Raw genomic sequence first — 20,404 nt, 5'->3', positions numbered from 1 at the left:
CAATTTCCCGGAGGTCCGGCCGCTTGCGCCCGCCGCCTTCGCGACCGATCGGAACAGAGATACCCATGCTAGGTGGATTTGCCCGCAAGCTTTTCGGCTCCGCGAACGACCGTCGCGTCAAGGGATACCGCCCTCGCGTCCAGGCCATCAACGCCATGGAGAAGGAGCTGGAGGGGCTTTCCGACGAGGCGCTGCGCGCCCGCACCCAGCAGTTCCGCGACCAGATCGCCGCCGGCACCTCCCTCGACGATTTGCTGGAGCCGGCCTTCGCCACCGTGCGCGAGGCCTCCAAGCGCGCGCTGGGCATGCGCCCGTTCGACGTGCAGCTGATCGGCGGCATGGTGCTGCACGAGGGCGGCATCGCCGAGATGAAGACCGGCGAGGGCAAGACCCTGGTCGCCACCCTCCCCGTCTATCTCAACGCGCTCGCCGGCAAGGGCGTGCACGTGGTCACCGTGAACGACTACCTCGCCAAGCGCGACGCCGAGTGGATGGGCCGCCTCTACCGCTTCCTCGGCCTCTCCACCGGCATCATCGTCCACGGCCTCGACGACGACGAGCGCCGCGCCGCCTACAATGCGGACGTCACCTACGCCACCAACAACGAGCTGGGCTTCGACTATCTGCGCGACAACATGAAGTACGAGCGCGCGCAGATGGTGCAGCGCCCGCACTTCTACGCCATCGTCGACGAGGTGGACTCGATCCTGGTGGACGAGGCGCGCACGCCGCTCATCATCTCCGGCCCGCTCGACGACCGCTCGGACTTCTACAACACCATCGACCTCTACATCCCGCGCCTCGTGAAGGAAGACTACGAGGTGGACGAGAAGCAGCGCACCGTCACCATGACGGAGGCGGGCATGGAGAAGATGGAGCAGATGCTCGCCGAGGCCGGGCTCTTGAAGTCGGAGAGCCTCTACGACATCGAGAACGTCTCGGTGGTGCACCACGTCAACCAGGCGCTGCGCGCCCACACGCTGTTCCAGCGCGACAAGGACTACATCGTCCGCAACGGCGAGGTGGTGATCATCGACGAGTTCACCGGCCGCATGATGCCGGGCCGGCGCTATTCGGAAGGCCTGCACCAGGCGCTGGAGGCCAAGGAGCGCGTCCAGGTCCAGCCGGAGAACCAGACGCTCGCCTCCATCACCTTCCAGAACTATTTCCGCCTCTACCAGAAGCTCGCCGGCATGACCGGCACCGCGGCGACCGAGGCGTCCGAGTTCGCCGACATCTACAAGCTCGAGGTGGTGGAGATCCCCACCAACGTGCCGGTCTCGCGCATCGACGACGACGATGAGGTCTACCGGTCGGCGGCGGAGAAGTACAAGGCCATCATCACCCTCATCGGCGCGTGCCACGAGAAGGGCCAGCCGGTGCTGGTGGGCACCACCTCGATCGAGAAGTCGGAGCTGCTGGCCGAGCTGCTGAAGCAGGCCGGCTTCCGGCAGGTGGACTTCTCCGACCCGGCCGCGACCTCGGGCGCCCGCAGCAATGCGCGCTCGTTCGCGGTGCTGAACGCGCGCTACCACGAGCAGGAAGCCTACATCGTCGCCCAGGCCGGCGTGCCCGGCGCCATCACCATCGCCACCAACATGGCCGGCCGCGGCACCGACATCAAGCTCGGCGGCAACGTCGAGATGCGCGTCGCCCACGAGCTGAAGGACATGCCCGAGGGCGAGGAGCGCACCGCCGCCGAGGCGAGGATCGCCGGCGAGGTCGAGGAGCTGAAGAAGGCCGCGCTCGCGGCCGGCGGCCTGTTCGTGCTCGGCACCGAGCGCCACGAGAGCCGGCGCATCGACAACCAGCTGCGCGGCCGCTCCGGCCGCCAGGGCGATCCCGGCCACTCCAAGTTCTTCCTGTCGCTGGAAGACGACCTGATGCGCATCTTCGGGTCGAACCGGCTCGACGGCATGCTCCAGAAGCTCGGCCTCAAGGAGGACGAGGCCATCGTCCATCCCTGGATCAACAAGGCGCTGGAGAAGGCGCAGCAGAAGGTCGAGGCGCGCAACTACGACATCCGCAAGAACCTGCTGAAGTACGACGACGTGCTCAACGACCAGCGCAAGGTGGTGTTCGAGCAGCGCGTCGAGCTGATGAACGACGACGACGTGGCCGAGACGGTGGAGGACATGCGCCATGCCCTCATCACCGAGACGGTGGCGAAGTTCATCCCCGAGAACGCCTATCCCGAGCAGTGGGACGTGGACGGGCTCGACGCCGCCGTGAAGGAGCTGCTGGCCCTCGATCTGCCGGTCAGGGACTGGGCGAAGGAAGAGGGCATCGCTGGCCCCGAGGTCACCGAGCGCATCATCCGCCGCGCCGACGAGTGGATGGCGGCCAAGAGCGCCCAGTACGGGCCGGACCTCATGCGCTACGTGGAGAAGTCGATCCTGCTCCAGACGCTGGACCATCTCTGGCGCGAGCATATCGCCATGCTCGACCATCTGCGCCAGGTGGTGGGCCTGCGCGGCTATGCCCAGCGCGATCCGCTGAACGAGTACAAGTCCGAGGCCTTCAACCTGTTCTCGGCGCTGCTCAACCGGCTGCGCGAGATCGTCACCGCCCAGCTGATGCGGGTGGAGATCGTCACCCAGCCGCCGCCGGTGGGCGAGCTTCCGGTGATGGAGGCGCACCACGAGAACCCGCTCACGGGCGAGGACGAGATGGCGGACGCCGGCGCGGCCATCGGCAGCCGGCCCCAGCCGCTGCTGTCGGGCGACGTGGCGGTGGCCGAGCGCAACCCCGACGACCCGTCCACCTGGGGCAAGGTGGGCCGCAACGAGGCCTGCCCCTGCGGCTCGGGCAAGAAGTACAAGCACTGCCACGGCCGCTTCGCCTGAGGACGGGCCCGGCCGAGGGGTGCCGCGCCCGCTTGCGGCTCCCCTCTGCCCCCGTTTCGGCACCAAGACCCGGCACCTTCGCGCCTCCCCGCTCCAATCCCACGAGCGCGCCGGACCTTCGCGTCTCCCTGCTCCCCTTGCGGGAGAATGGCCGGGGGTGAGGGGGCGCCGGGCATGAGCCCGCGCTGGAAGGTCGTCAAACGTCCTTGAGCCGCCGCGACAGCGCCCGGTCGAGCGCCACCAGCAGCAGGCCGGCGGCATAGAAGCCGGCGGCGAGGGCCACCGCGTTGAGCGCCATGCGCTCCGGCCCGAGCTTCGCTGGGTCGAGGAACCAATAGGCATACCAGCCGTCATGGGCGCCGCGCGCCATCGCATAGGCGAAATAGGCGAGCGGCGGCACCATGACCCACAGGGCGTCGCGGAAGCCGAGCCGGCCGTGCGGCATCATCGCCCAGGCGAGAAGGAACAGCGGCGGCATCACGTCGTGCAGCGCGTGATCCGCCACCGCCTGCCAGCCGGTGGGGTTCCATACGTGCCGCAGCAGCAGGGAATACACGATGCCGATGAGCACGATCGCCACCGCCGCCGCGAGCCGCACCCTCGGCCCGGCGAGCGCGCGACCCGGAGCCAGCGCCATGGCGAGCGCCACCACGGCAGCGAAGATGTTGCCGAGAATGGTGAAGTAGCCGACGAAGCGCCACAGGCCGGCGGCGAGCGCCGGCAGCGGCCCAAGTCCCGCCCGCGCCTCCTTCACGACGATGATGCCGAGCTGGAGCGCCAGCGCGGCGAGCCCCACCAGGGCCGCGACCAGCGCCAGCCCCCTGCCCCACCGTTCCATGACGCTCCGCCCTCCAGCGCCGCGAACGGGAACGCGGGCTGCGGTCAGCGTGCCAGGCCAACCTCATGCCGGCCTTCGCCGGCACCAGGCATCCCGCTGTGGCTGCTCGGCCGGCTCTGCGCCGACTGGCGCAGCGGCGGGCGCGAAGGGGTGCTGCGCCGGGAAGGCTGAGGGGGCGCCGGCCTCAGCGGGGCGCGACCGTGCCGGTCACGACCGGGGCGGTCGCGCTGCCGCCGGCCTCGGTCAGGCCGGTGTCGTCGCTGCCGGCCGGCGGGCGCGTGGTGTCGGGCACGGTGCCGGGCGCCTGGGGCGTGAAGGCGGCTTCGCCGCCGCCCGCCGCCTGCTTGCGCTTGAACTCGGCGAGGAACACCGGGTGCATGCCGCCGTCGCGGCCGGTGCGCACCGGCGCCAGCGGCGCGCTCTGCGACAGGGCGGCGACCTGCGCCTCGTCGGCCCGGCTCTTGGCGGCCACCTGCTGCGCCACCTGCTCGTCCACCTTGTAGGGCGGGCAGGCCTGCTGGGCGTTGAACGTCCTGCCCGGCTCCGGCTCGGCGCCGAACACGTAGCGGCGCTCGCAGACGTTCACCTTGGGCACCTGCCGCGTCACCTCGAACTGGTCGTAGCCCTCCTTCAGGTTCTTCCAGAAGGCCATGTTCGGGTTCTTGCGGTTCTCGGCGAGGTTCTTCGGCGACATGCGGAAGGGATAGGCCTGGACCTGGAACGCGGTCTGGCCGCCGGCGAAGCTCTCGCGGGCGAGCGAGAAGACCTCGGAGATCTGCTCGTCGGTCATGGCGTAGCAGCCCGAGGACGAGCAGTCCCCGTGCACCATCAGGAACTCGCCGGTGCGCCCGTAGGCGCGGTCGAAGGCGTTCGGGAAGCCCAGGTTGAAGGCGAGATAATAGCTGGAGTTCGGATTCATCTGGCCGGGGGTGATGGTGTAGAAGCCCTCCGGCGCCTGGCGGTCGCCGATCTTCTCCTTGGGTCCGAGCTCGCCGGACCAGCGGCAGATGGGATAGGTCTTCAGCAGCGCATACTTGCCGTCCGTGGCCTCCTTCCAGACCTCGAGCTCCGACTCCTTCTTGAAGATGCGCACCAGGATCGGGCTCGACGGCTCCATCTTCTTCTGGGCGAGGAGGGAGAGCATCTGCGGCGTCAGCGGCTTGTTGGCCTTGCGCGCCACGTCGTCGGTCTGGGAACAGGCCGAGAGCGCAAGCCCCAGCGACGCGGCGAGAACCGCCGCGCGGGCGCGCACTCCAAATCTCGTCAGCGGACGGCTCAACGCAGAACTCCCAACGTCCGTATCCGGAACCACAAGAGGCCAAGAGCGGACGCCACGTCCATCGATAAGATCCTGTAGCGTTGACGAATGGTTACCGCAAGCCGCCCCAGGGGCACCTTGCAGCGCGGCAACCTTCTGCCTGCGATCGCCTTTCCGCCCCGGCGCGGAGACGTGCGGCCATCGGCCCTTCACGACACCGCGATCCCGCAGGCAAGCCGCCAAATGCGGCAGGGATGAGATCGCGGGCTCCGCGAGGCCTCAGAGGTTGCGGCCGATGGCGAGGAACTTCTCGCGCCGCGCCTTGCGCACGGCGTCGCCGTCGAGGCCGGCCAAGGAGGAGAAGGCATCGGCGATGGCATCGCCGGCGGCGGCGATGGCGGCCTCGGGGTCGCGGTGGGCGCCGCCGGTCGGCTCCTTGACGATGCCGTCGATGATGCCGAAGCGCAGCAGGTCCTGGGCCGTGATCTTCATGCTCGTCGCCGCGTCCTGAGCCTTGGCGGTGTCGCGCCACAGGATCGAGGCCGCGCCCTCGGGCGAGATCACGCTGTAGATGGCGTGCTCCAGCATCAGCACCCTGTTGGCGGTGGCGAGCGCGATGGCGCCGCCCGAGCCGCCCTCGCCGATGATCACCGAGACGCTGGGCGCCCTGAGCGACAGGCAGGCGTCGGTGGAGCGGGCGATGGCCTCGGCCTGGCCGCGCTCCTCGGCGCCGATGCCGGGATAGGCGCCGGCGGTATCCACCAGCGAGATCAGCGGCGTGCCGAAGCGGTCCGCCAGCTCCATGATGCGCGCCGCCTTGCGGTAGCCCTCGGGGCGCGCCATGCCGAAATTGTGGCGGATGCGGGTCTCGGTGGTGGAGCCCTTCTCGTGGCCCAGCACGCACACCGCCTCGCCGCGGAAGCGGGCGAAGCCGCCGATGATGGCCTCGTCCTCGCCGTACTTGCGGTCGCCGGCGAGCGGCGTGAAATCCTCGAACAGGGCTTTCGCGAAGTCGGCGAAGTGCGGCCGCGCGGGATGGCGCGCCACCAGCGTCTTCTGCCAGGGGGTGAGATTGGCGTAGAGCGCCACCAGCGCCTCGCCGGCCTTGGTCTGAAGGCGCTGCACCTCGTCGCCGATGGCGACGCCGTCGCCCGAGGCGGCGAGCGCGCGCAGTTCCTCCACCTTGGCCTCGAGTTCGGCGACCGGCTTCTCGAAGTCCAGATAGCTGCGCATCGTCATCCGCGAGATTTCAACGGGCCTCGGCCCGCGCCCCCACAAGGCGGCGGGAAGCTGCCTGCGCACGCCGCCCAAGTCAAGCGGTGATCGCAAGCGGCGATCGCAGGCGGCGCGCGCATGCCGGCCCCACGCGGGCGCAAGCGGATCGGGGATCGCGGCCGGTATTCCATGGCCGCCCGGCGCCGCCGGCATCGTCCCGGGCAGCGGAACGGAGACGCGCCTGCGCCGTTATGCTCCATGGCGGCCGGTCACGGCGACCGGCCCGGGAGACGACACATGGCAACCAGCAAACGCCCCGCCGCCGTGGCGAAACCGGCGGCCAAGCAGGCCGGCAGGCCCAAGGCCACCGGGCGGCTGCGCCCGGCCGGCGGCAAGCGGCGGCCCATCGGCGCGCCGGAGCCGATGCCGGCGGCCGGCCCGCATGCGCGGGCGCACCTGACCGATCCGGCGAAAACGCCCGGCGCCGGCACCCTGCCCGACCCGGCCCGGCCGCAGGACGAGAACGCGACCAGCGGCTAGCGGGGTTGGACCGGCGCGCGGGGCGTTTCCCGCCGTCCTCCCCCGGCTCGTCCGGGGGATCCACCCTGCGGGGCCGGCCCCGGCAATGAAGCGACGGCACGCAAGCGGCGCCGTGGATCCCCCGGACAAGCCGGGGCATGACGGCGCCGAAGAGGATGGCACGGGCAGGGGTGCGCTCAGGCCTGCTCCCCGCGCCTGTTGAGTGGATACGACCCTCGTGCGCGCTTTGGTGCCGCACTGCCCTTGTTCGATGACCCTCGGGGAGGCTATTGCTTCTGCCGATCCTTTCCGGGGGCTCCTTCGGCCATGCGCGCTCTGCTCGACATCATCCTCATCATTCTGCAGATCTACGTCTGGGTGCTGATCGCCGCAGCGGTGCTGTCCTGGCTCGTCGCCTTCAACGTGGTGAACTCGTACAACGGCTTCGTGCGGAGCGTGGGCGAGTTCCTCTACCGCGTCACCGAGCCGGTTCTGGCGCCGATCCGCAACGTGCTGCCGAGCTTCGGCGGCATCGATCTCTCGCCGATGGTGCTGATCCTCCTCATCTTCTTCCTGCAGCGCGTGATCGCCTACTACATCTACCCCTACGTGTTCTGACGGAGCCCCGCGCCTTGGCCTTCTGGCGGCCGGTCGCCGACGGCATCGAGGTGACGGTGCGCGCCACGCCCAAGGGCGGACGCGACGCGCTGGACGGCGTGGCGGCGCTGGCGGACGGGCGCGAGGTGCTGAAGGTCCGGGTGCGCGCGGCGCCGGAGGACGGCGCGGCCACCAAGGCGGTGATCAAGGTGGTGGCGCAGGCGGCCGGCGTCGCCGCGGCGCGGGTCTCGCTCGCCTCCGGCGCCACCGCGCGGGTCAAGGTGCTGCGGATCGAAGGCGATCCCGCCGCCCTCGGCGCGGCGCTCGCGGCGAAGGCGGGAGCGTAGGGCGCTCCGGACGCCCGGCAACTGTCCCTTACAGCCCTCCCCTGCCCCTCCCCGCAAGGGGAAGGGGTTGCCCCTGCTCGCGCTGCTCCCTCCCCCTTATGGGGAGGGGAGGGGAGAGGAGAGGAGAGGAGAGGAGAGGAGAGGGGGCGGGGGTGCCGCAGCGGGTGGTTGAGCAGCCCCCCTACCCCTTCACGAAGTCCGCACGCATGGGCGTGAACACGTCCACCAGCACGCCCGGCTCGATGCAGACCGCGCCGTGATGCACGCCGGAGGGCACATAGAAGCTGTCCCCGGCCTTCAGGCGCGCCGTCCTGCCGCCGATGGTGAGCTCGAACACGCCGCTCTCGACGCTGGTGATCTGCACGTGGGGATGGGAATGGGGCGCGCCCATGGGGCCCGGCGCGCGGGCGACGACGCGCACCAGCATGATCTCGTCGTCGAAGGTGAGGACCTGGCGGCTCACCACCGCGTCCACCACCTCCAGAGGCGCCTGGTCGGCGAAAGCGAAGACGTCGCCCTTCATGGTCATGCCCTTCCCTCTCAGCGCGCCAGCCAGCCGCCGTCCACCGGCAGCACGATGCCGTGCACGTAGTCTGCGGCCCTTGAGGCCAGGAACACCGCCGCGCCGCCGAGATCGGTGGGGTCTCCCCACTTGCCGGCCGGGATGCGGGCGAGGATGGCCGCCGAGCGCTCGGGGTCCTCGCGCAGCGCCTCGGTGTTGTTGGTGACGAAATAGCCTGGGGCGATGGCGTTCACGTTGATGCCCCGGCCCGCCCACTCGCAGGCGAGCAGGCGCGTCAGCCCGGCAAGCCCGCTCTTGCTCGCAGTGTAGGACGGGATGCGGATGCCGCCCTGGAAGGAGAGCAGCGAGGCGATGTTGATCACCTTGCCCCCCTTCCCGTCCGCCAGCATGCCCCGCGCCACCTGCTGGGTGAGGAAGAAGGCGGACTTCAGGTTGACGTTCATCACGTCGTCCCAGTCGGCTTCCGTGAAGTCGATGGCGTCGGCGCGGCGGATGATGCCGGCATTGTTGACCAGGATGTCGACGCGCCCGCCCGCCGACGCCGTCTCGACGATGCGCGCCACCGGCTCCAGGCTCGAAAGGTCGGCGCGCACCTCGGTGAAGGCGGCGCCCGCCTGGCGCACCAGGTCGCCGGTCCCGTCCATGGCCGAGCGGCCCACCGCGACGATGCCGGCGCCCGCCTCAGCCAGCGCCACGGCCACCGCCTGGCCGAGGCCGGTATTGGCGCCGGTCACCACCGCCCGGCGGCCGGAGAGGTCGAACGGGGAAGCCACGGCGCTCACCTGAGCTCCGCCATGGGCACCATGTCCATGTCGGTATAGTCGATATTGTCGCCGCCCATGCCCCAGATGAAGGTGTAGGCGCGGGTGCCGCAGCCGGAATGGATCGACCAGGGTGGCGAGATCACCGCCTGCCCGTCCGCCACCACGATGTGGCGGGTCTCGTCCGGCTCGCCCATGAGGTGGATGACGCGGGCGTCCGCGGCGAGGTCGAAATAGAGATAGACCTCCGAGCGCCGGTCGTGGACGTGGCAGGGCATGGTGTTCCAGATGCTGCCCTCGGCGAGCTGGGTCATGCCCATCACCAATTGGCAGGACGTGACCACGTCCGGGTGGATCATCTGGAAGATGGTGCGCTTGTTCGCGGTGGCCTCGTCGCCGAGCGGCATCTGCTTGGCGTCCGCCGCCTTGACCACCTTGGTCTCGTGGCGCGCATGCGCCGGGGTGGAGAGCAGGTAGAAGCGCGCCGGGCTGGCGGCGTCGTCGGAGGAGAAGGCGACCTCCTTCGTGCCCATGGCCACATAGGCGGCGTCGCGGTGGCCGAGCGGGAACGTCTCGCCGTCCGCTGTGATGGCGCCCGGCCCGCCGATGTTGAACACGCCCAGCTCGCGCCGGTCGAGGAAGTGGGGCGAGCCGATGGTGGCCTTGTCCGACCCCAGCGCCAGGGGCGCCATCAGCGGCACCGCGCCGCCGATGACGAAGCGCTCCACATGGCTGTAGGTGAGGCGGATGCGCCCCGCCTCGAACAGGTCCTCCACCAGGAAGGCCCGGCGCAGCGCCTCGGTGCCGAAGGCGCGCACCGCCTCGGGGTGGTGCGCCTGGCGCACGTCGATCTTCATGGCGGAAACCTCTTCGGAACGGGGTGGGGACAGGCTCAGCGGAACGCCGCCGGAAGCCAGAGCGAAAGGCCGGGGATGTAGGTGACCAGCAGCAGCACCGCCACCGAGGCGCCGAAGAACGGCCAGATGGTCTTCATGGCCTCGCCGATGGTGATCTTGCCCACCGCGCAGCCCACGAACAGCACCGACCCCACCGGCGGCGTGTTGAGGCCGATGCCGGCGTTGAGGATCAGGATCACCCCGAAATGCACCGGATCGATGCCGAACGCCTTCACCAGCGGCAGGAAGATGGGGGTGCAGATGATGATCATCGGCGCCATGTCCATGAAGGTGCCGAGGATCAGCAGGATGATGTTGATGAGCAGCAGGATCACGTACGGATTGGACGAGAGCGACTGCATCAGCTCGATGGTCGCCTTGGGCACCTGCAGGAAGGCCATGAGCCAGCCGAACGAGGCCGCCGTGCCGATCACCAGCAGCACCATGGCGGTGGTGCGCACCGCGCCGAGGGTGGCGTGGACGAAGGCGCTCCAGTCCATCTCCCGGTAGACCAGCGTCGTCACCAGCAGCGCGTAGATCACGGCGATGCAGGAGCTTTCCGTGGCTGTGAAGATGCCCGAGCGCACGCCGCCGAAGATGATGCCGATCAGCAGGATGCCCGGCACCGCCGCCACCACCGCGCGCAGCACGCCGTACCAGCCGGGGAAGGTGCCGGCCGGATAGCCGCGGTTGCGCGCCACCACGTAGGCGGTGACCATCAGCGCCGCGGCGAGCAGGATGCCCGGCACGATGCCGGCGGTGAACAGATCGGCGATGGAGATCGTGCCGCCCGCCGACAGCGAGTAGATGATCATGTTGTGCGACGGCGGGATCATCAGCGCGATGATGGCCGAGTTCACCGTCACGTTGACCGCATAGTCCTTGGCGTAGCCGTGGCGCGCCATCTGCGGGATCATGATGCCGCCGATGGCGGAGGCGTCGGCCACCGCCGAGCCGGAGATGCCGCCGAACAGGGTGGAGGCCACCACGTTCACCTGGCCGAGGCCGCCGCGCAGGTGCCCGACGAGGCTCGCCGCCATGCCGATGAGCCGGTCGGCGATGCCGCCGCGCATCATCAGGTCGCCGGCGAAGATGAAAAACGGGATCGCCAGCATGGAGAACGCGTTCATGCCAGAGTTGAGCTGCTGGAACACGACGATGGGCGGCAGGCCGAGATAGACCACGGTCGCCACCGAGGCGAGGCCGAGGCAGAACGCCACCGGCATGCCGATGAGCAGGAGCAGGGCGAAGACGCCGAACAGGACGGTGATGGCCATTTGCGCCTCCCCCCTCAATCGATGGGATGCTCGGCGTGGAGGGGCACGGCCGGCTCCTCCGCGCCCGCGAGGTCCTCGACCAGCTTTTCGAGGGAGAACAGGGCGATGAGCGCGCCGCCGCCCACCAGCGGCAGATAGTCGACGCCCTGGGGCAGGTCGATGCCCGCCATCTTGGCGCTCCAGGTGCCCATGGCGAGGTCCCAGCCATAGACCGCCATGGCGGCGCCGAAGCCCATGACCAGCACGTTGGTGGCGATCTCCATGGCCCGGCGCATCGGCGGCGCGGCGAAATGGAGGCCGATCTCGAAGCCGAGATGGTCGCGCTCGCGCACGCCCACGGCGGCGCCGAGCAGGATGAACCAGCTCATGAGCAGCAGCGCGAACGGCTCGGTCCAGCTGGGCGAGGAATTGAGCACGTAGCGGCCGATGACCTGCCAGAACACCACCGCCGTCATGAGGACGAGGCCGGCGCCGGAGATCCACAGCGCGGTCCGCGAGAGCAGGCTCACCAGCCGCCGCAGCGGGCGAAGCGCGGGGAAATGTCCCATGGCGTCGGGTCTCTTCATGGCGTCAGCGGGGAGCGTTTCGGCTGGCATGGCACGCGGTCCCTGGCGCGGCGGCGGCGGATGCCGCGCGCAGCCGCGTGGACGGGCGCCCCCGGCGCGGGGCCGGGGGCGGATGGCTCACTGGACCGCCTTGATGCGGTTCACGAGGTCCTTCATCTTCTCGGAGGTCACGAACTTGTCGTAGACCGGCGCCATGGCGTCGATGAACGGCTTCTTGTCCACCTCGTTGATCATGGCGCCGCCCTTGACCACGCGCTCCTTGGCCTCGGCGTCGCGCTTGGCCCACAGATCGCGCATCTTCCTGGTGGCCTCCTTGCCGGCCTCCTTGAACGCCTTCTGCTCGTCCGGCGTGAGCTTGTCCCAGGACTTCTTCGACATCACGAACACTTCCGGCGCCAGCGAGTGCTCGGTGAGCGAATAGTATTTCGCCACCTCGTAGTGCTTCACCGAGTCATAGGAGGGATAGTTGTTCTCCGCCCCGTCCACGAGGCCGGTCTGGAGCGCGGAATAGACCTCGCCGAACGGGATCGGCGTCGCGTTGGCGCCGAGCGCGTTGATCATGCCGATGAAGAGGTCCGACTGCTGCACGCGGATCTTCATGCCCTTCATGTCGGCCAGCGTCTTGATGGGCTTCTTGGAATTGTAGATCGAGCGCGCGCCGCTGTCGAAGAAGCCCAGCACCACGAGGCCCTGCGGCTCGAACGCCTTGGCGATCTCGTCGCCGATGGGGCCGTCCACCACCTTGTACATGTGGTCCACCGAGCGGAACAGGAACGGCATGCCGAGCACCGCCGTCTCGGGGATCAGGTTGTTGAACGGGGCGGTGTTGATGCGGTTGAGGTCGATCACCCCGAAGCGTGTCTGCTCGATGGTGTCCTTCTCGCCGCCGAGCTGGCCGGCGAAGAACAGCTGCACCTTGTACTTGCCGTTGGTCTTTTTCTCCACCAGCTCGCCGAAATACTTCACCGCCTCGACGGTGGGGTAGCCGTCGGGATGGATGTCGGCGGACTTCAGCGTGGTCTGCGCGAAGGCGGGCAGGGCCGGCGCGGCGCACAGCAGCGCGGCCAGTGCGAAGGCGTGGCGTCGGTTCAGCATGGCGTTCTCCCTTCTCGACTGTCTGGTCTTGTTTGGTCTTGACCGCGGAACCTGTTCGGCTCACCGAGGACGACCGGGCTCGCGCGCGTCGCATCGGCAGGCCCGGACGGCCGTCCCGGGGATCGACTTTCCTTGTTGGACGAAAATTGTATGGTAGTGTCCACTGGTATGCAACAGAGGAGGCGCGCGATGGACGCCATCAATGCCGCCGCGCAGGGCTCGGCGGCGCATCGCCTGGAGGCGGAGCTGCGGCGCGCCATCGTCGCGCTGGAGCTGAAGCCCGGCACGCGCCTGTCGGAGCAGGAGATCGCCGCGCGCCACGGGGTCTCGCGCCAGCCGGTGCGCGAGGCCCTGATCGGCCTCGCCCGCACGCGCCTGGTGGAGATCCTGCCCCAGCGCGGCACCGTGGTGGTGAAGATCTCGGTGAAGAAGATGATGGAGGCCCGCTTCGTGCGCGAGGCGGTGGAGTGCGCCGTGGCGCGCCGCGCGGCGGAGGCGTTCGACCCCATGGCGCGCCAGCGCATCGACGACCTCCTGGACCTGCAGGAGAAGACCGCCCGCCGCGGCGACCACCTGGCGTTCCAGCGCTATGACGAGATGTTCCACGCCGCGCTCGCTGAGGGCGCCGGCTGCCCGCTCGCCTGGGAGGCGGTGGGCGACATCAAGGCCCACATGGACCGCGCCTGCCACCTCACCCTTCCGGGCGCGCAGGCCATGCTGCCGCTGGTCGGCCAGCACCAGGCGGTGATGGCCGCCGTCGACGCCCGCGACCCGGACGGCGCGGCGCAGGCCATGCGGGAGCACCTGACGGAAATCCTGCGCGCGCTGCCGAAGGTGGAGGCCGAGCACCCCGAGCTGTTCGAGTAGCGAGCGCCGGCCGCCGCGAACCCGGGCGCGAAACGCCGCCTCCTGCTCCCGTTCCGCTCCGCCAGGGACGCCACGGGCCGTCATGCCCGGCCTCGTGCCGGGCATCCACGCCGCGCCGCCGGCGCACCATTTGCCATGTAGCGCCGGTCCGCTGGGCGGGGATGGCCGGGACGGGCCCGGCCATGACGGCTCCCCATGTCGCGGAGCCCTCCCCCGCAAGCGGGAGAGGGAATGGCGCGCCGGCCCGGCGTCGGGACGGCTGCCATTGCGGAGCGGGGAGCACAGCCGCGCCATCACATCACCGCGCCGATCTGCCAGGGCACGAACTCGGCGTCGCCATAGCCCAGCGCCTCGGACTTGGTCCGGGCGCCGGAGGCGACCGCCAGCACCGCGTCGAGGATCTGGCGGCCCTTGTCCTCGAGGCTCACGCCGTCGAGCACGTCGCCGCAATCGATGTCCATGTCCTCCTCCATCCTGCGGTAGATGTCGGAGTTGGTGGCGAGCTTGAGCGAGGGCACGGGCTTGCAGCCGAAGGCGGAGCCGCGCCCGGTGGTGAAGCAGATGACGTTGGCCCCGCCCGCCACCTGCCCGGTCGCCGCCACCGGGTCGTAGCCCGGCGTGTCCATGAAGACGAAGCCGTGGGCCGTCACCGGCTCGGCATATTGGTAGACCTCGCTCAGCGTCGCGAACCCGCCCTTGGCGGCCGCGCCCAGCGATTTCTCCAGGATGGTGGTGAGGCCGCCGGCCTTGTTGCCGGGCGAGGGATTGTTGTTCATCTCGCCGGCATTGCGGGCGGTGTAGTCCTCCCACCACTTGATGCGGGCGACCAGCTTCTCGCCCACCGCCCGGCTCGCCGCCCGGCGGGTGAGCAGATGCTCGGCGCCGTAGATCTCCGGCGTCTCGGACAGGATGGAGGTGCCGCCGTTCGCCACCAGCAGATCGGAGGCGACGCCAAGCGCCGGATTGGCGGTGAGCGCCGAATAGCCGTCCGAGCCGCCGCACTGGAGCGCCAGCACGATCTCGGAGGCCGGCCGCGTCTCGCGCCGCGCCGCGCTCGCCTTGGGCAGCATCTCCCTCAGCGCGCCGACGATGTGCTCGACCGTGCGGCGCGTGCCGCCCTCCTCCTGGATGGTGAGGGTGCGGAAGCCGTCGCTCTCCTCGATGCCGTAGTCGGACTTGAAGCGGGCGATCTGGAACATCTCGCAGCCGAGCCCCACCATCACCACCGCGGCGAAGTTGGGATGGGTGGCGTAACCCCACAGGGTGCGCGAGAGCACGTCGAAGCCCTCGCCCCTGGAGGCCATGCCGCAGCCGGTGCCGTGGATGATCGGCACGATGCCGTCGATGCCGGGAAAGCCCGCCAGCGCGCCTGAGCGCTCCAGTTCGGCCGCCGCGAAGCGCGCCACCGAGGCCGAGCAATTCACGCTGGTGAGGATGCCCAGATAGTTGCGCGTGCCGGTGCGCCCGTTGGAGCGGCGGAGGCCCTGGAAGGTGGCGCGCTCCGCCTGCGGCAGCAGCGCGTCCGCATGGGCGTCGGCGGCGAACGCATAGTCGCGCTCGAAGTCGTGCAGCGCGACATTGTGGGTGTGGATGTGGGCGCCGGGCGCGATCGGCTCGGACGCGAAGCCGATGATCTGCCCGAACTTCACCACCGGCGCGCCCGCGAGGATCGGCGCCAGGGCGAACTTGTGGCCCTTCGGGATGCGCGACATCGCCCGCACGCCCTGGACCTGCTCCCCTTCCGGGATCATGTCGAGCGCCACCGCGAGATTGTCCTTCTCGGACAGACGCAGGGTCCGCGGGGAAAGGCCCGCCTCCGCCACCTGAGCCACGCTTCCTCCTCACGCCGCGACCGTGCCGCGTTGACGTTGTTGATATGCTAATATATTAGCTGAGAGGCATCCGCAAGAGCGCCGCCGCCGTCTTCCGGCTCCGCAAGGGAAGCCCGGACCGCAGGCGAAGCGGCCGCAGCAGCGATGCGCTGGAGCACGCGCCGATCAGCCTGCGATGCAAGCCGATCGGACAACGCGTTCTCCATCATTAAGTTAGCGGGCGATTCACCGATCGGATCGATGCAATTTGATCGGATCGCGCTCTAGGGAGGGGCGAGGCGCCGTGGACGGAACGCGCAAGACCGGCACAAAGGTTCGCACCGTGGGCGCTCCCGCCCGGGTGGAAAATGTCCGAGCCGTCCCCGCCTCGGCCCGCATCCACGAGGCCTTGCGCGAGAAGATCATCGCCATGGAATGGACGCCCGGCGCGGCGGTCCAGGAGAAGCAGATCGCGCTCGCCTACGGCGTGTCCCGAACCCCGGTGCGCGAGGCGGTGCTGAAGCTCGCCGACGAGCGGCTGGTGGACATCTTTCCCCAGTACGGCACCTTCGTCTCGCGCATCTCGCTGCCCTCGGTGCGCGACGCCATGGTGATCCGCCAATCGCTGGAGCGCACCGCCGTGCGGGAAGCCGCCCTCAAGGTGGCGGGCGCGACGGAGAAGGCCAGCAAGGGCCTCCTCGCCGAAATCAAGGCGCTCGTCGCGCGCCAGCGGGCAAGCCACAAGGCCGGCGACCTCGCCGCCTTCCACGCCGCCGACGAGGCCTTCCACCAGGCGATCGCGGAACTGGCCGGCCATCCCAACATCTGGCGCGTGATCCGGCAGGAGAAGGCGCAGGTGGACCGCTGCCGGCTGCTCACCCTGCCGGCGGCCGAGCGGCGCGCCAGCGTCATCGCCGAGCACGCGGCCATCGTGGACGCCGTCGCCGCCGGCGATGCCGCCGCCGCCGAGGCGGCGGTCGCCGCCCATCTTGGCCGGGTCATCCCCAGCATCGCCGGGCTGGTGGCGGCCTATCCCGACTATTTCGCCGAGACCGAAATCCTCGCCGAGGCGGCAAGCGAGCCGCCCTCGCCCCGCATCAGGACCCTGTGAGAATGCTCGATCATCCCGACCGCCTGCTGCCGGCCGATCCCAACGTGCGCGCGGTGGCGCGGCGCCTCCTCGCCGAGGTCGAGCAGCTGCCCATCGTCTCGCCGCACGGCCACACCGACCCGCGATGGTACGCCGAAAACGCGCCGTTTCCCGATCCGGCGCGGCTGTTCGTGGTGCCGGACCACTATGTCTTCCGCATGCTCTACAGCCAGGGCGTGCCGCTGGAGGCGCTGGGCGTGCCGCGCCGCGACGGCGGCGCCACCGAGCAGGACGGGCGCGCCATCTGGCGCCTGTTCGCCGCCCACTATCACCTGTTCCGCGGCACCCCCACGCGCCTGTGGCTGGACCATGCGTTCGCCACCCTGTTCGGCCTGGAGGAGCGCCTGGGGCCGGACAATGCCGACCGCCACTACGACACCATCGCCGAGCACCTCGCCCGCGACGCCTTTCGCCCCCGCGCCTTGTTCGAGCGCTTCAACATCGAGGTGATCGCCACCACCGAGAGCCCGCTCGACGACCTGAAGTGGCACGCCATGATCCGCGACAGCGGCTGGAGCGGGCGCGTGATCACCGCCTACCGGCCCGACCCGGTGGTGGACCCGGAGTTCGAGGGCTTCCGCGACAACCTCGCGAAGCTCGGCGAGATCACCGGCGAGGACACCCTCACCTATCAGGGCTACCTCGCGGCTCACCGCAGGCGGCGCGCGTTCTTCAAGAGCTTCGGCGCCACCTCCTCGGACCACGGCCACCCCACCGCCGCCACCTTCGACCTCGACCCGGTGGAGGCGGAGGCGCTGTTCCGGCGCGTCACCGGCAATGCCTCGGTCTCGGCGGCGGATGCCGAGCTGTTCCGCGGCCAGATGCTCACCGAGATGGCGGCCATGAGCCTCGACGACGGGCTGGTGCTGCAGATCCATCCCGGCGCGCTGCGCAACCACAACGGCGCCGTCTTCGCCCGCCACGGCCGCGACATGGGCGCCGACGTGCCCACCGCCACCGAATATGTGCGCGCGCTCGCCCCGCTGCTGGAGCGCTTCGGCAACGAGAAGGACCTGACCGTCATCCTCTTCACCCTGGACGAGACCGCCTATGCCCGCGAGCTCGCCCCGCTCGCCGGCCACTATCCGGCGCTGCGGCTGGGGCCGGCCTGGTGGTTCCACGACAGCCCGGAGGGCATGAGGCGCTTCCGCGAGATGACCACCGAGACGGCGGGCTTCTACAACACCGTCGGCTTCAACGACGACACCCGCGCCTTCCCCTCCATCCCGGCCCGGCACGACGTGGCGCGGCGCATCGATTGCGGCTTCCTGGCGAGCCTCGTCTGCGAGCACCGCCTCGACGAGGACGAGGCGGTGGAGGTGGCGCGCGCGCTGGCCTACGGGCTGGCGAAGAAGGCCTACAGGCTGTGAGCGGGGGCGGCGAGGCTTCCTCGGCCGGCGGCACCCCCGCCCCTGCCCCTCCCCACAGGGGGGAGGGGTTCGCGGCGGAGCAAGGCGGCGGGGTGGCGCGCCTGACGCTGAAGACGCTCGGCGATCTGCCGGCCGCCGTCGCGCGGCCGGCCTATGACGTGGGCGCCGCCGAGGTGGGCGTGGTGCATCTGGGCGTCGGCGCCTTCCACAGAGCGCACCAGGCGGTCTATCTGGACGACGTGATGGCGCGCGGCGCGAAGGGCTGGGCGGTGGCCGGCGCGAGCCTGCGCGCGGCCGACACCTACGATGCCCTCGCGCCCCAGGACGGGCTCTACACCCTCGCCGTCCGCTCGGGCGAGGGCGACGCGCTCCGGGTGGTGGGATCGCTGCGGCGCCTCCTGGTCGCCCCGCGCGATCCCGAGGCGCTGCTCGCCGCCATGTGCGATCCGAAGGTGCGCATCGTCACCCTCACCGTCACCGAGAAGGGCTATTGCCACGACCCGGCGCGCGGCACCCTCGACGAGGCGCACGCCGACATCCGCGCCGACCTCGCCGACCCCCATCGCCCGAGGAGCGCGCCCGGCTTCCTGGTGGAGGCGCTGGCCCGCCGCCGCGCCGCCGGCACCCGCCCCTTCACCGTATTGTGCTGCGACAACCTGCCGGCCAACGGCGGGACCGTCGCCCGCGTCACCGCCCGCCTCGCGACGCTGCGCGATCCGGACCTCGGCCGCTTCGTCGAAGGCGAAGTCGCCTTCCCCGCCACCATGGTGGACCGCATCGTGCCCGCCACCACCGACGCCGACCGCGCGCTGGTGGCCGGGCGCCTTCGCGTCGCCGACGCCTGGCCGGTGATGGCCGAGCCCTTCAGCCAGTGGGTGGTGGAGGACCGCTTCCCCGCCGGCCGCCCGCCTTTGGAGGAGGTGGGCGTCCAGATGGTGGCGGACGTCGCCCCCTACGAGCACATGAAGCTGCGTCTGCTCAACGGCGCCCATTCCACCATGGCCTATCTCGGCTATCTCGCCGGCCACGAGACCATCGCCGAGGTGATGGCGGACCCGCCCTTCGCCCAGCTCGTCGCGCGGCTCCAGGACGAGGAGATCACGCCCACCCTGGCGGTGCCGCCCGGCGCCGACCTCGACGGCTACAAGCGGGCGCTGCGCGCGCGCTTCCGCAACCCGGCGCTCAGGCACCGCACCTGGCAGATCGCCATGGACGGCTCGCAGAAGCTGCCCCAGCGCCTCGTCGCCACGGCGCGCGACCGGCTGGCGGCGAACGCGCCCATCGACTTCCTCGCCTTGGCCATCGCCGGCTGGATGCGCTACGTCGCCGGCCACGACGAGCACGGCCGCGCCATCGACGTGCGCGACCCGCTCGCGCCGCAGCTGCGCGCGCTCGCCGACGCGGCCGGGCTCGATGCCGGCCGCCTCGCCCCGGCGCTGCTGTCGGTGCGCGAGGTGTTCGGCACCGGTCTGCCCGCCGACCCGCGCTTCTGCGGCGCGGTGACGGCGGCGCTCAGCGACATCATCCGCGGCGGCGCCGCCGGCGCCGTGGGGCGGCGGGTCACACGCTAAGGCGGTTCTCTGGTATAGCGGACCCGCGGCGGCCGGACCCGGCGCCGATGACGCGCAAGCCGGCACAGGCAAAGCCCGGAGGAGACCGATGACGACCGCTCCCGCTCCCACCCCCGTCTTCCCCGACCTCGCCGGCAAGGCGGTGCTGATCACCGGCGCGTCCACGGGCATCGGCGCGGCGGCGGCCGAGGCGTTCGCGCGCAACGGCGCCAAGGTCGCGGTGCACTACAATTCCAGCCGCGACAAGGCGGTGGCGGTGGCGGAGCGGATCCGCGCCGCCGGCGGCACGGCGCTTCTGGTCGCCGGCGACGTCACCGAGCCCGGCGTGCCGGGCCGTGTCGTGCGGGAGGCGGCCGAGGGCCTCGGCGGGCTCGACGTGCTGGTGAACAATGCCGGCGGCCTGGTGAAGCGCATGCCTGCCGCCGATTACGACGACGCCCATATCAGCGACGTGCTCGACCTCAACGTGCGGCAGGTGATCCACTTCGTGCGCGCCGGCGCGCAGGTGATGACGGCGCAGGGACGCGGCGGCGCCATCATCAACGTCTCCTCGGTCGCCGCGCGCACCGGCGGCGGCGGCGGCGCGGTGCTCTATGCGGCGGCGAAGGGCTTCATCTCCACCGCCACCCACGGCTGGGCCAAGGAGCTGATCGGCGCCGGCATCCGCGTCAACGCGGTGGCGCCGGGCGTGATCACCACCCCGTTCCACGACCGCTATTCGACGCCGCAGATTCTGGACGCGATGAAGGCGTCCATCCCCGCCGGGCGGCTGGGCGAGGCCGAGGAGTGCGCCGCCACCTTCCTCTACCTCGCCTCGGCGGCGGCGAGCGGCTACGTCATCGGCCAGGTGATCGAGGTGAACGGCGGCCAGTACATGCCGTGATCGGGCGCGCAGAC

Annotated in this window: 19 protein-coding genes; 9 read left to right on the top strand and 10 right to left on the bottom strand. The window is 70.5% G+C overall.

The window, feature by feature from the left end:
- Nucleotides 1-65 precede the first annotated feature (65 nt).
- On the top strand, nucleotides 66-2,846 hold the full coding sequence (gene secA, locus V5F67_RS09555) for a preprotein translocase subunit SecA (RefSeq protein WP_394019148.1): 2,781 nt from the start codon (nucleotides 66-68) through the stop codon (nucleotides 2,844-2,846).
- A 196-nt stretch (nucleotides 2,847-3,042) separates the two neighbouring features.
- On the opposite strand, the gene V5F67_RS09550 is transcribed toward secA, so the two are convergent.
- From V5F67_RS09550 to V5F67_RS09540, 3 genes are all read right to left on the bottom strand, one after another.
- Nucleotides 3,043-3,684, bottom strand: a complete 642-nt coding sequence (locus tag V5F67_RS09550) for a Pr6Pr family membrane protein (protein WP_394019146.1) — start codon at nucleotides 3,682-3,684, stop codon at nucleotides 3,043-3,045.
- Nucleotides 3,685-3,868: 184 nt separating this feature from the next.
- Nucleotides 3,869-4,936: a hypothetical protein gene (locus V5F67_RS09545; protein WP_394019144.1), complete on the bottom strand. Its 1,068-nt coding sequence runs from the start codon at nucleotides 4,934-4,936 to the stop codon at nucleotides 3,869-3,871.
- Nucleotides 4,937-5,221: 285 nt separating this feature from the next.
- On the bottom strand, nucleotides 5,222-6,175 hold the full coding sequence (locus V5F67_RS09540) for an acetyl-CoA carboxylase carboxyltransferase subunit alpha (protein WP_394019258.1): 954 nt from the start codon (nucleotides 6,173-6,175) through the stop codon (nucleotides 5,222-5,224).
- Between the two features lie 279 nt (nucleotides 6,176-6,454).
- Here V5F67_RS09540 and V5F67_RS09535 point away from each other — a divergent pair, with 279 nt between their 5' ends.
- The 3 genes from V5F67_RS09535 (at nucleotide 6,455) to V5F67_RS09525 (ending at nucleotide 7,620) form a co-directional block, all read left to right on the top strand.
- Complete coding sequence (locus tag V5F67_RS09535) at nucleotides 6,455-6,697, top strand: hypothetical protein (RefSeq protein WP_394019142.1); 243 nt, start codon at nucleotides 6,455-6,457, stop codon at nucleotides 6,695-6,697.
- 306 nt (nucleotides 6,698-7,003) lie between these two features.
- Nucleotides 7,004-7,294: a YggT family protein gene (locus tag V5F67_RS09530; protein WP_394019256.1), complete on the top strand. Its 291-nt coding sequence runs from the start codon at nucleotides 7,004-7,006 to the stop codon at nucleotides 7,292-7,294.
- Nucleotides 7,291-7,620: a DUF167 family protein gene (locus V5F67_RS09525; RefSeq protein WP_394019254.1), complete on the top strand. Its 330-nt coding sequence runs from the start codon at nucleotides 7,291-7,293 to the stop codon at nucleotides 7,618-7,620. The genes V5F67_RS09530 and V5F67_RS09525 overlap by 4 nt, the downstream gene beginning before the upstream one ends.
- A 181-nt stretch (nucleotides 7,621-7,801) precedes the next feature.
- Here V5F67_RS09525 and V5F67_RS09520 read toward each other — a convergent pair whose 3' ends face one another.
- The 6 genes from V5F67_RS09520 to V5F67_RS09495 all read right to left on the bottom strand — a co-directional run bounded on the left by V5F67_RS09520 (nucleotide 7,802) and on the right by V5F67_RS09495 (nucleotide 12,738).
- Complete coding sequence (locus tag V5F67_RS09520; protein WP_394019140.1) at nucleotides 7,802-8,149, bottom strand: cupin domain-containing protein; 348 nt, start codon at nucleotides 8,147-8,149, stop codon at nucleotides 7,802-7,804.
- An 11-nt stretch (nucleotides 8,150-8,160) separates the two neighbouring features.
- Nucleotides 8,161-8,925 (bottom strand): 2-dehydro-3-deoxy-D-gluconate 5-dehydrogenase KduD, encoded by a 765-nt coding sequence (kduD, locus tag V5F67_RS09515; RefSeq protein WP_394019138.1) that lies wholly within the window; start codon nucleotides 8,923-8,925, stop codon nucleotides 8,161-8,163.
- On the bottom strand, nucleotides 8,922-9,761 hold the full coding sequence (gene kduI, locus V5F67_RS09510; protein WP_394019136.1) for a 5-dehydro-4-deoxy-D-glucuronate isomerase: 840 nt from the start codon (nucleotides 9,759-9,761) through the stop codon (nucleotides 8,922-8,924). Before kduI ends, kduD begins: the two co-directional genes overlap by 4 nt.
- Nucleotides 9,762-9,796: 35 nt before the next feature.
- Nucleotides 9,797-11,077 carry a TRAP transporter large permease gene (locus tag V5F67_RS09505; RefSeq protein ID WP_394019134.1) on the bottom strand — a complete coding sequence of 427 codons (1,281 nt, stop codon included), beginning with the start codon at nucleotides 11,075-11,077 and terminating at the stop codon, nucleotides 9,797-9,799.
- 14 nt (nucleotides 11,078-11,091) lie between these two features.
- Nucleotides 11,092-11,625: a TRAP transporter small permease gene (locus V5F67_RS09500; RefSeq protein WP_394019132.1), complete on the bottom strand. Its 534-nt coding sequence runs from the start codon at nucleotides 11,623-11,625 to the stop codon at nucleotides 11,092-11,094.
- A 135-nt stretch (nucleotides 11,626-11,760) separates the two neighbouring features.
- Entirely contained in the window at nucleotides 11,761-12,738 is a 978-nt protein-coding gene (locus V5F67_RS09495; protein ID WP_394019130.1) for a TRAP transporter substrate-binding protein, read from the bottom strand.
- A 189-nt stretch (nucleotides 12,739-12,927) separates the two neighbouring features.
- Here V5F67_RS09495 and V5F67_RS09490 point away from each other — a divergent pair, with 189 nt between their 5' ends.
- On the top strand, nucleotides 12,928-13,605 hold the full coding sequence (locus tag V5F67_RS09490; RefSeq protein ID WP_394019128.1) for a GntR family transcriptional regulator: 678 nt from the start codon (nucleotides 12,928-12,930) through the stop codon (nucleotides 13,603-13,605).
- 293 nt (nucleotides 13,606-13,898) lie between these two features.
- Here the strand turns inward: V5F67_RS09490 and V5F67_RS09485 are convergent, their stop codons facing one another.
- Nucleotides 13,899-15,437 carry a D-arabinonate dehydratase gene (locus V5F67_RS09485; protein WP_509210646.1) on the bottom strand — a complete coding sequence of 513 codons (1,539 nt, stop codon included), beginning with the start codon at nucleotides 15,435-15,437 and terminating at the stop codon, nucleotides 13,899-13,901.
- Between the two features lie 322 nt (nucleotides 15,438-15,759).
- Between V5F67_RS09485 and V5F67_RS09480 the strand changes: the two genes are divergently transcribed.
- The 4 genes from V5F67_RS09480 to V5F67_RS09465 all read left to right on the top strand — a co-directional run bounded on the left by V5F67_RS09480 (nucleotide 15,760) and on the right by V5F67_RS09465 (nucleotide 20,390).
- Entirely contained in the window at nucleotides 15,760-16,527 is a 768-nt protein-coding gene (locus V5F67_RS09480) for an FCD domain-containing protein (RefSeq protein WP_509210645.1), read from the top strand.
- A gap of 2 nt (nucleotides 16,528-16,529) precedes the next feature.
- Nucleotides 16,530-17,936, top strand: coding sequence for a glucuronate isomerase (gene uxaC, locus V5F67_RS09475; protein WP_394019124.1), 1,407 nt, complete (start codon nucleotides 16,530-16,532; stop codon nucleotides 17,934-17,936).
- A gap of 92 nt (nucleotides 17,937-18,028) precedes the next feature.
- A complete protein-coding gene (locus V5F67_RS09470) occupies nucleotides 18,029-19,507 on the top strand; it encodes a mannitol dehydrogenase family protein (RefSeq protein WP_394019122.1) in 1,479 nt (492 codons plus the stop codon).
- Between the two features lie 88 nt (nucleotides 19,508-19,595).
- On the top strand, nucleotides 19,596-20,390 hold the full coding sequence (locus tag V5F67_RS09465) for an SDR family NAD(P)-dependent oxidoreductase (protein WP_394019120.1): 795 nt from the start codon (nucleotides 19,596-19,598) through the stop codon (nucleotides 20,388-20,390).
- Nucleotides 20,391-20,404: the final 14 nt, after the last annotated feature.

Source organism: Xanthobacter pseudotagetidis (genome assembly GCF_043194795.2).
GTDB lineage: Bacteria > Pseudomonadota > Alphaproteobacteria > Rhizobiales > Xanthobacteraceae > Xanthobacter > Xanthobacter tagetidis_A.
Note: the sequence above shows the minus strand (reverse complement) of the source record. Positions and strands in the feature narration are given on the sequence as shown.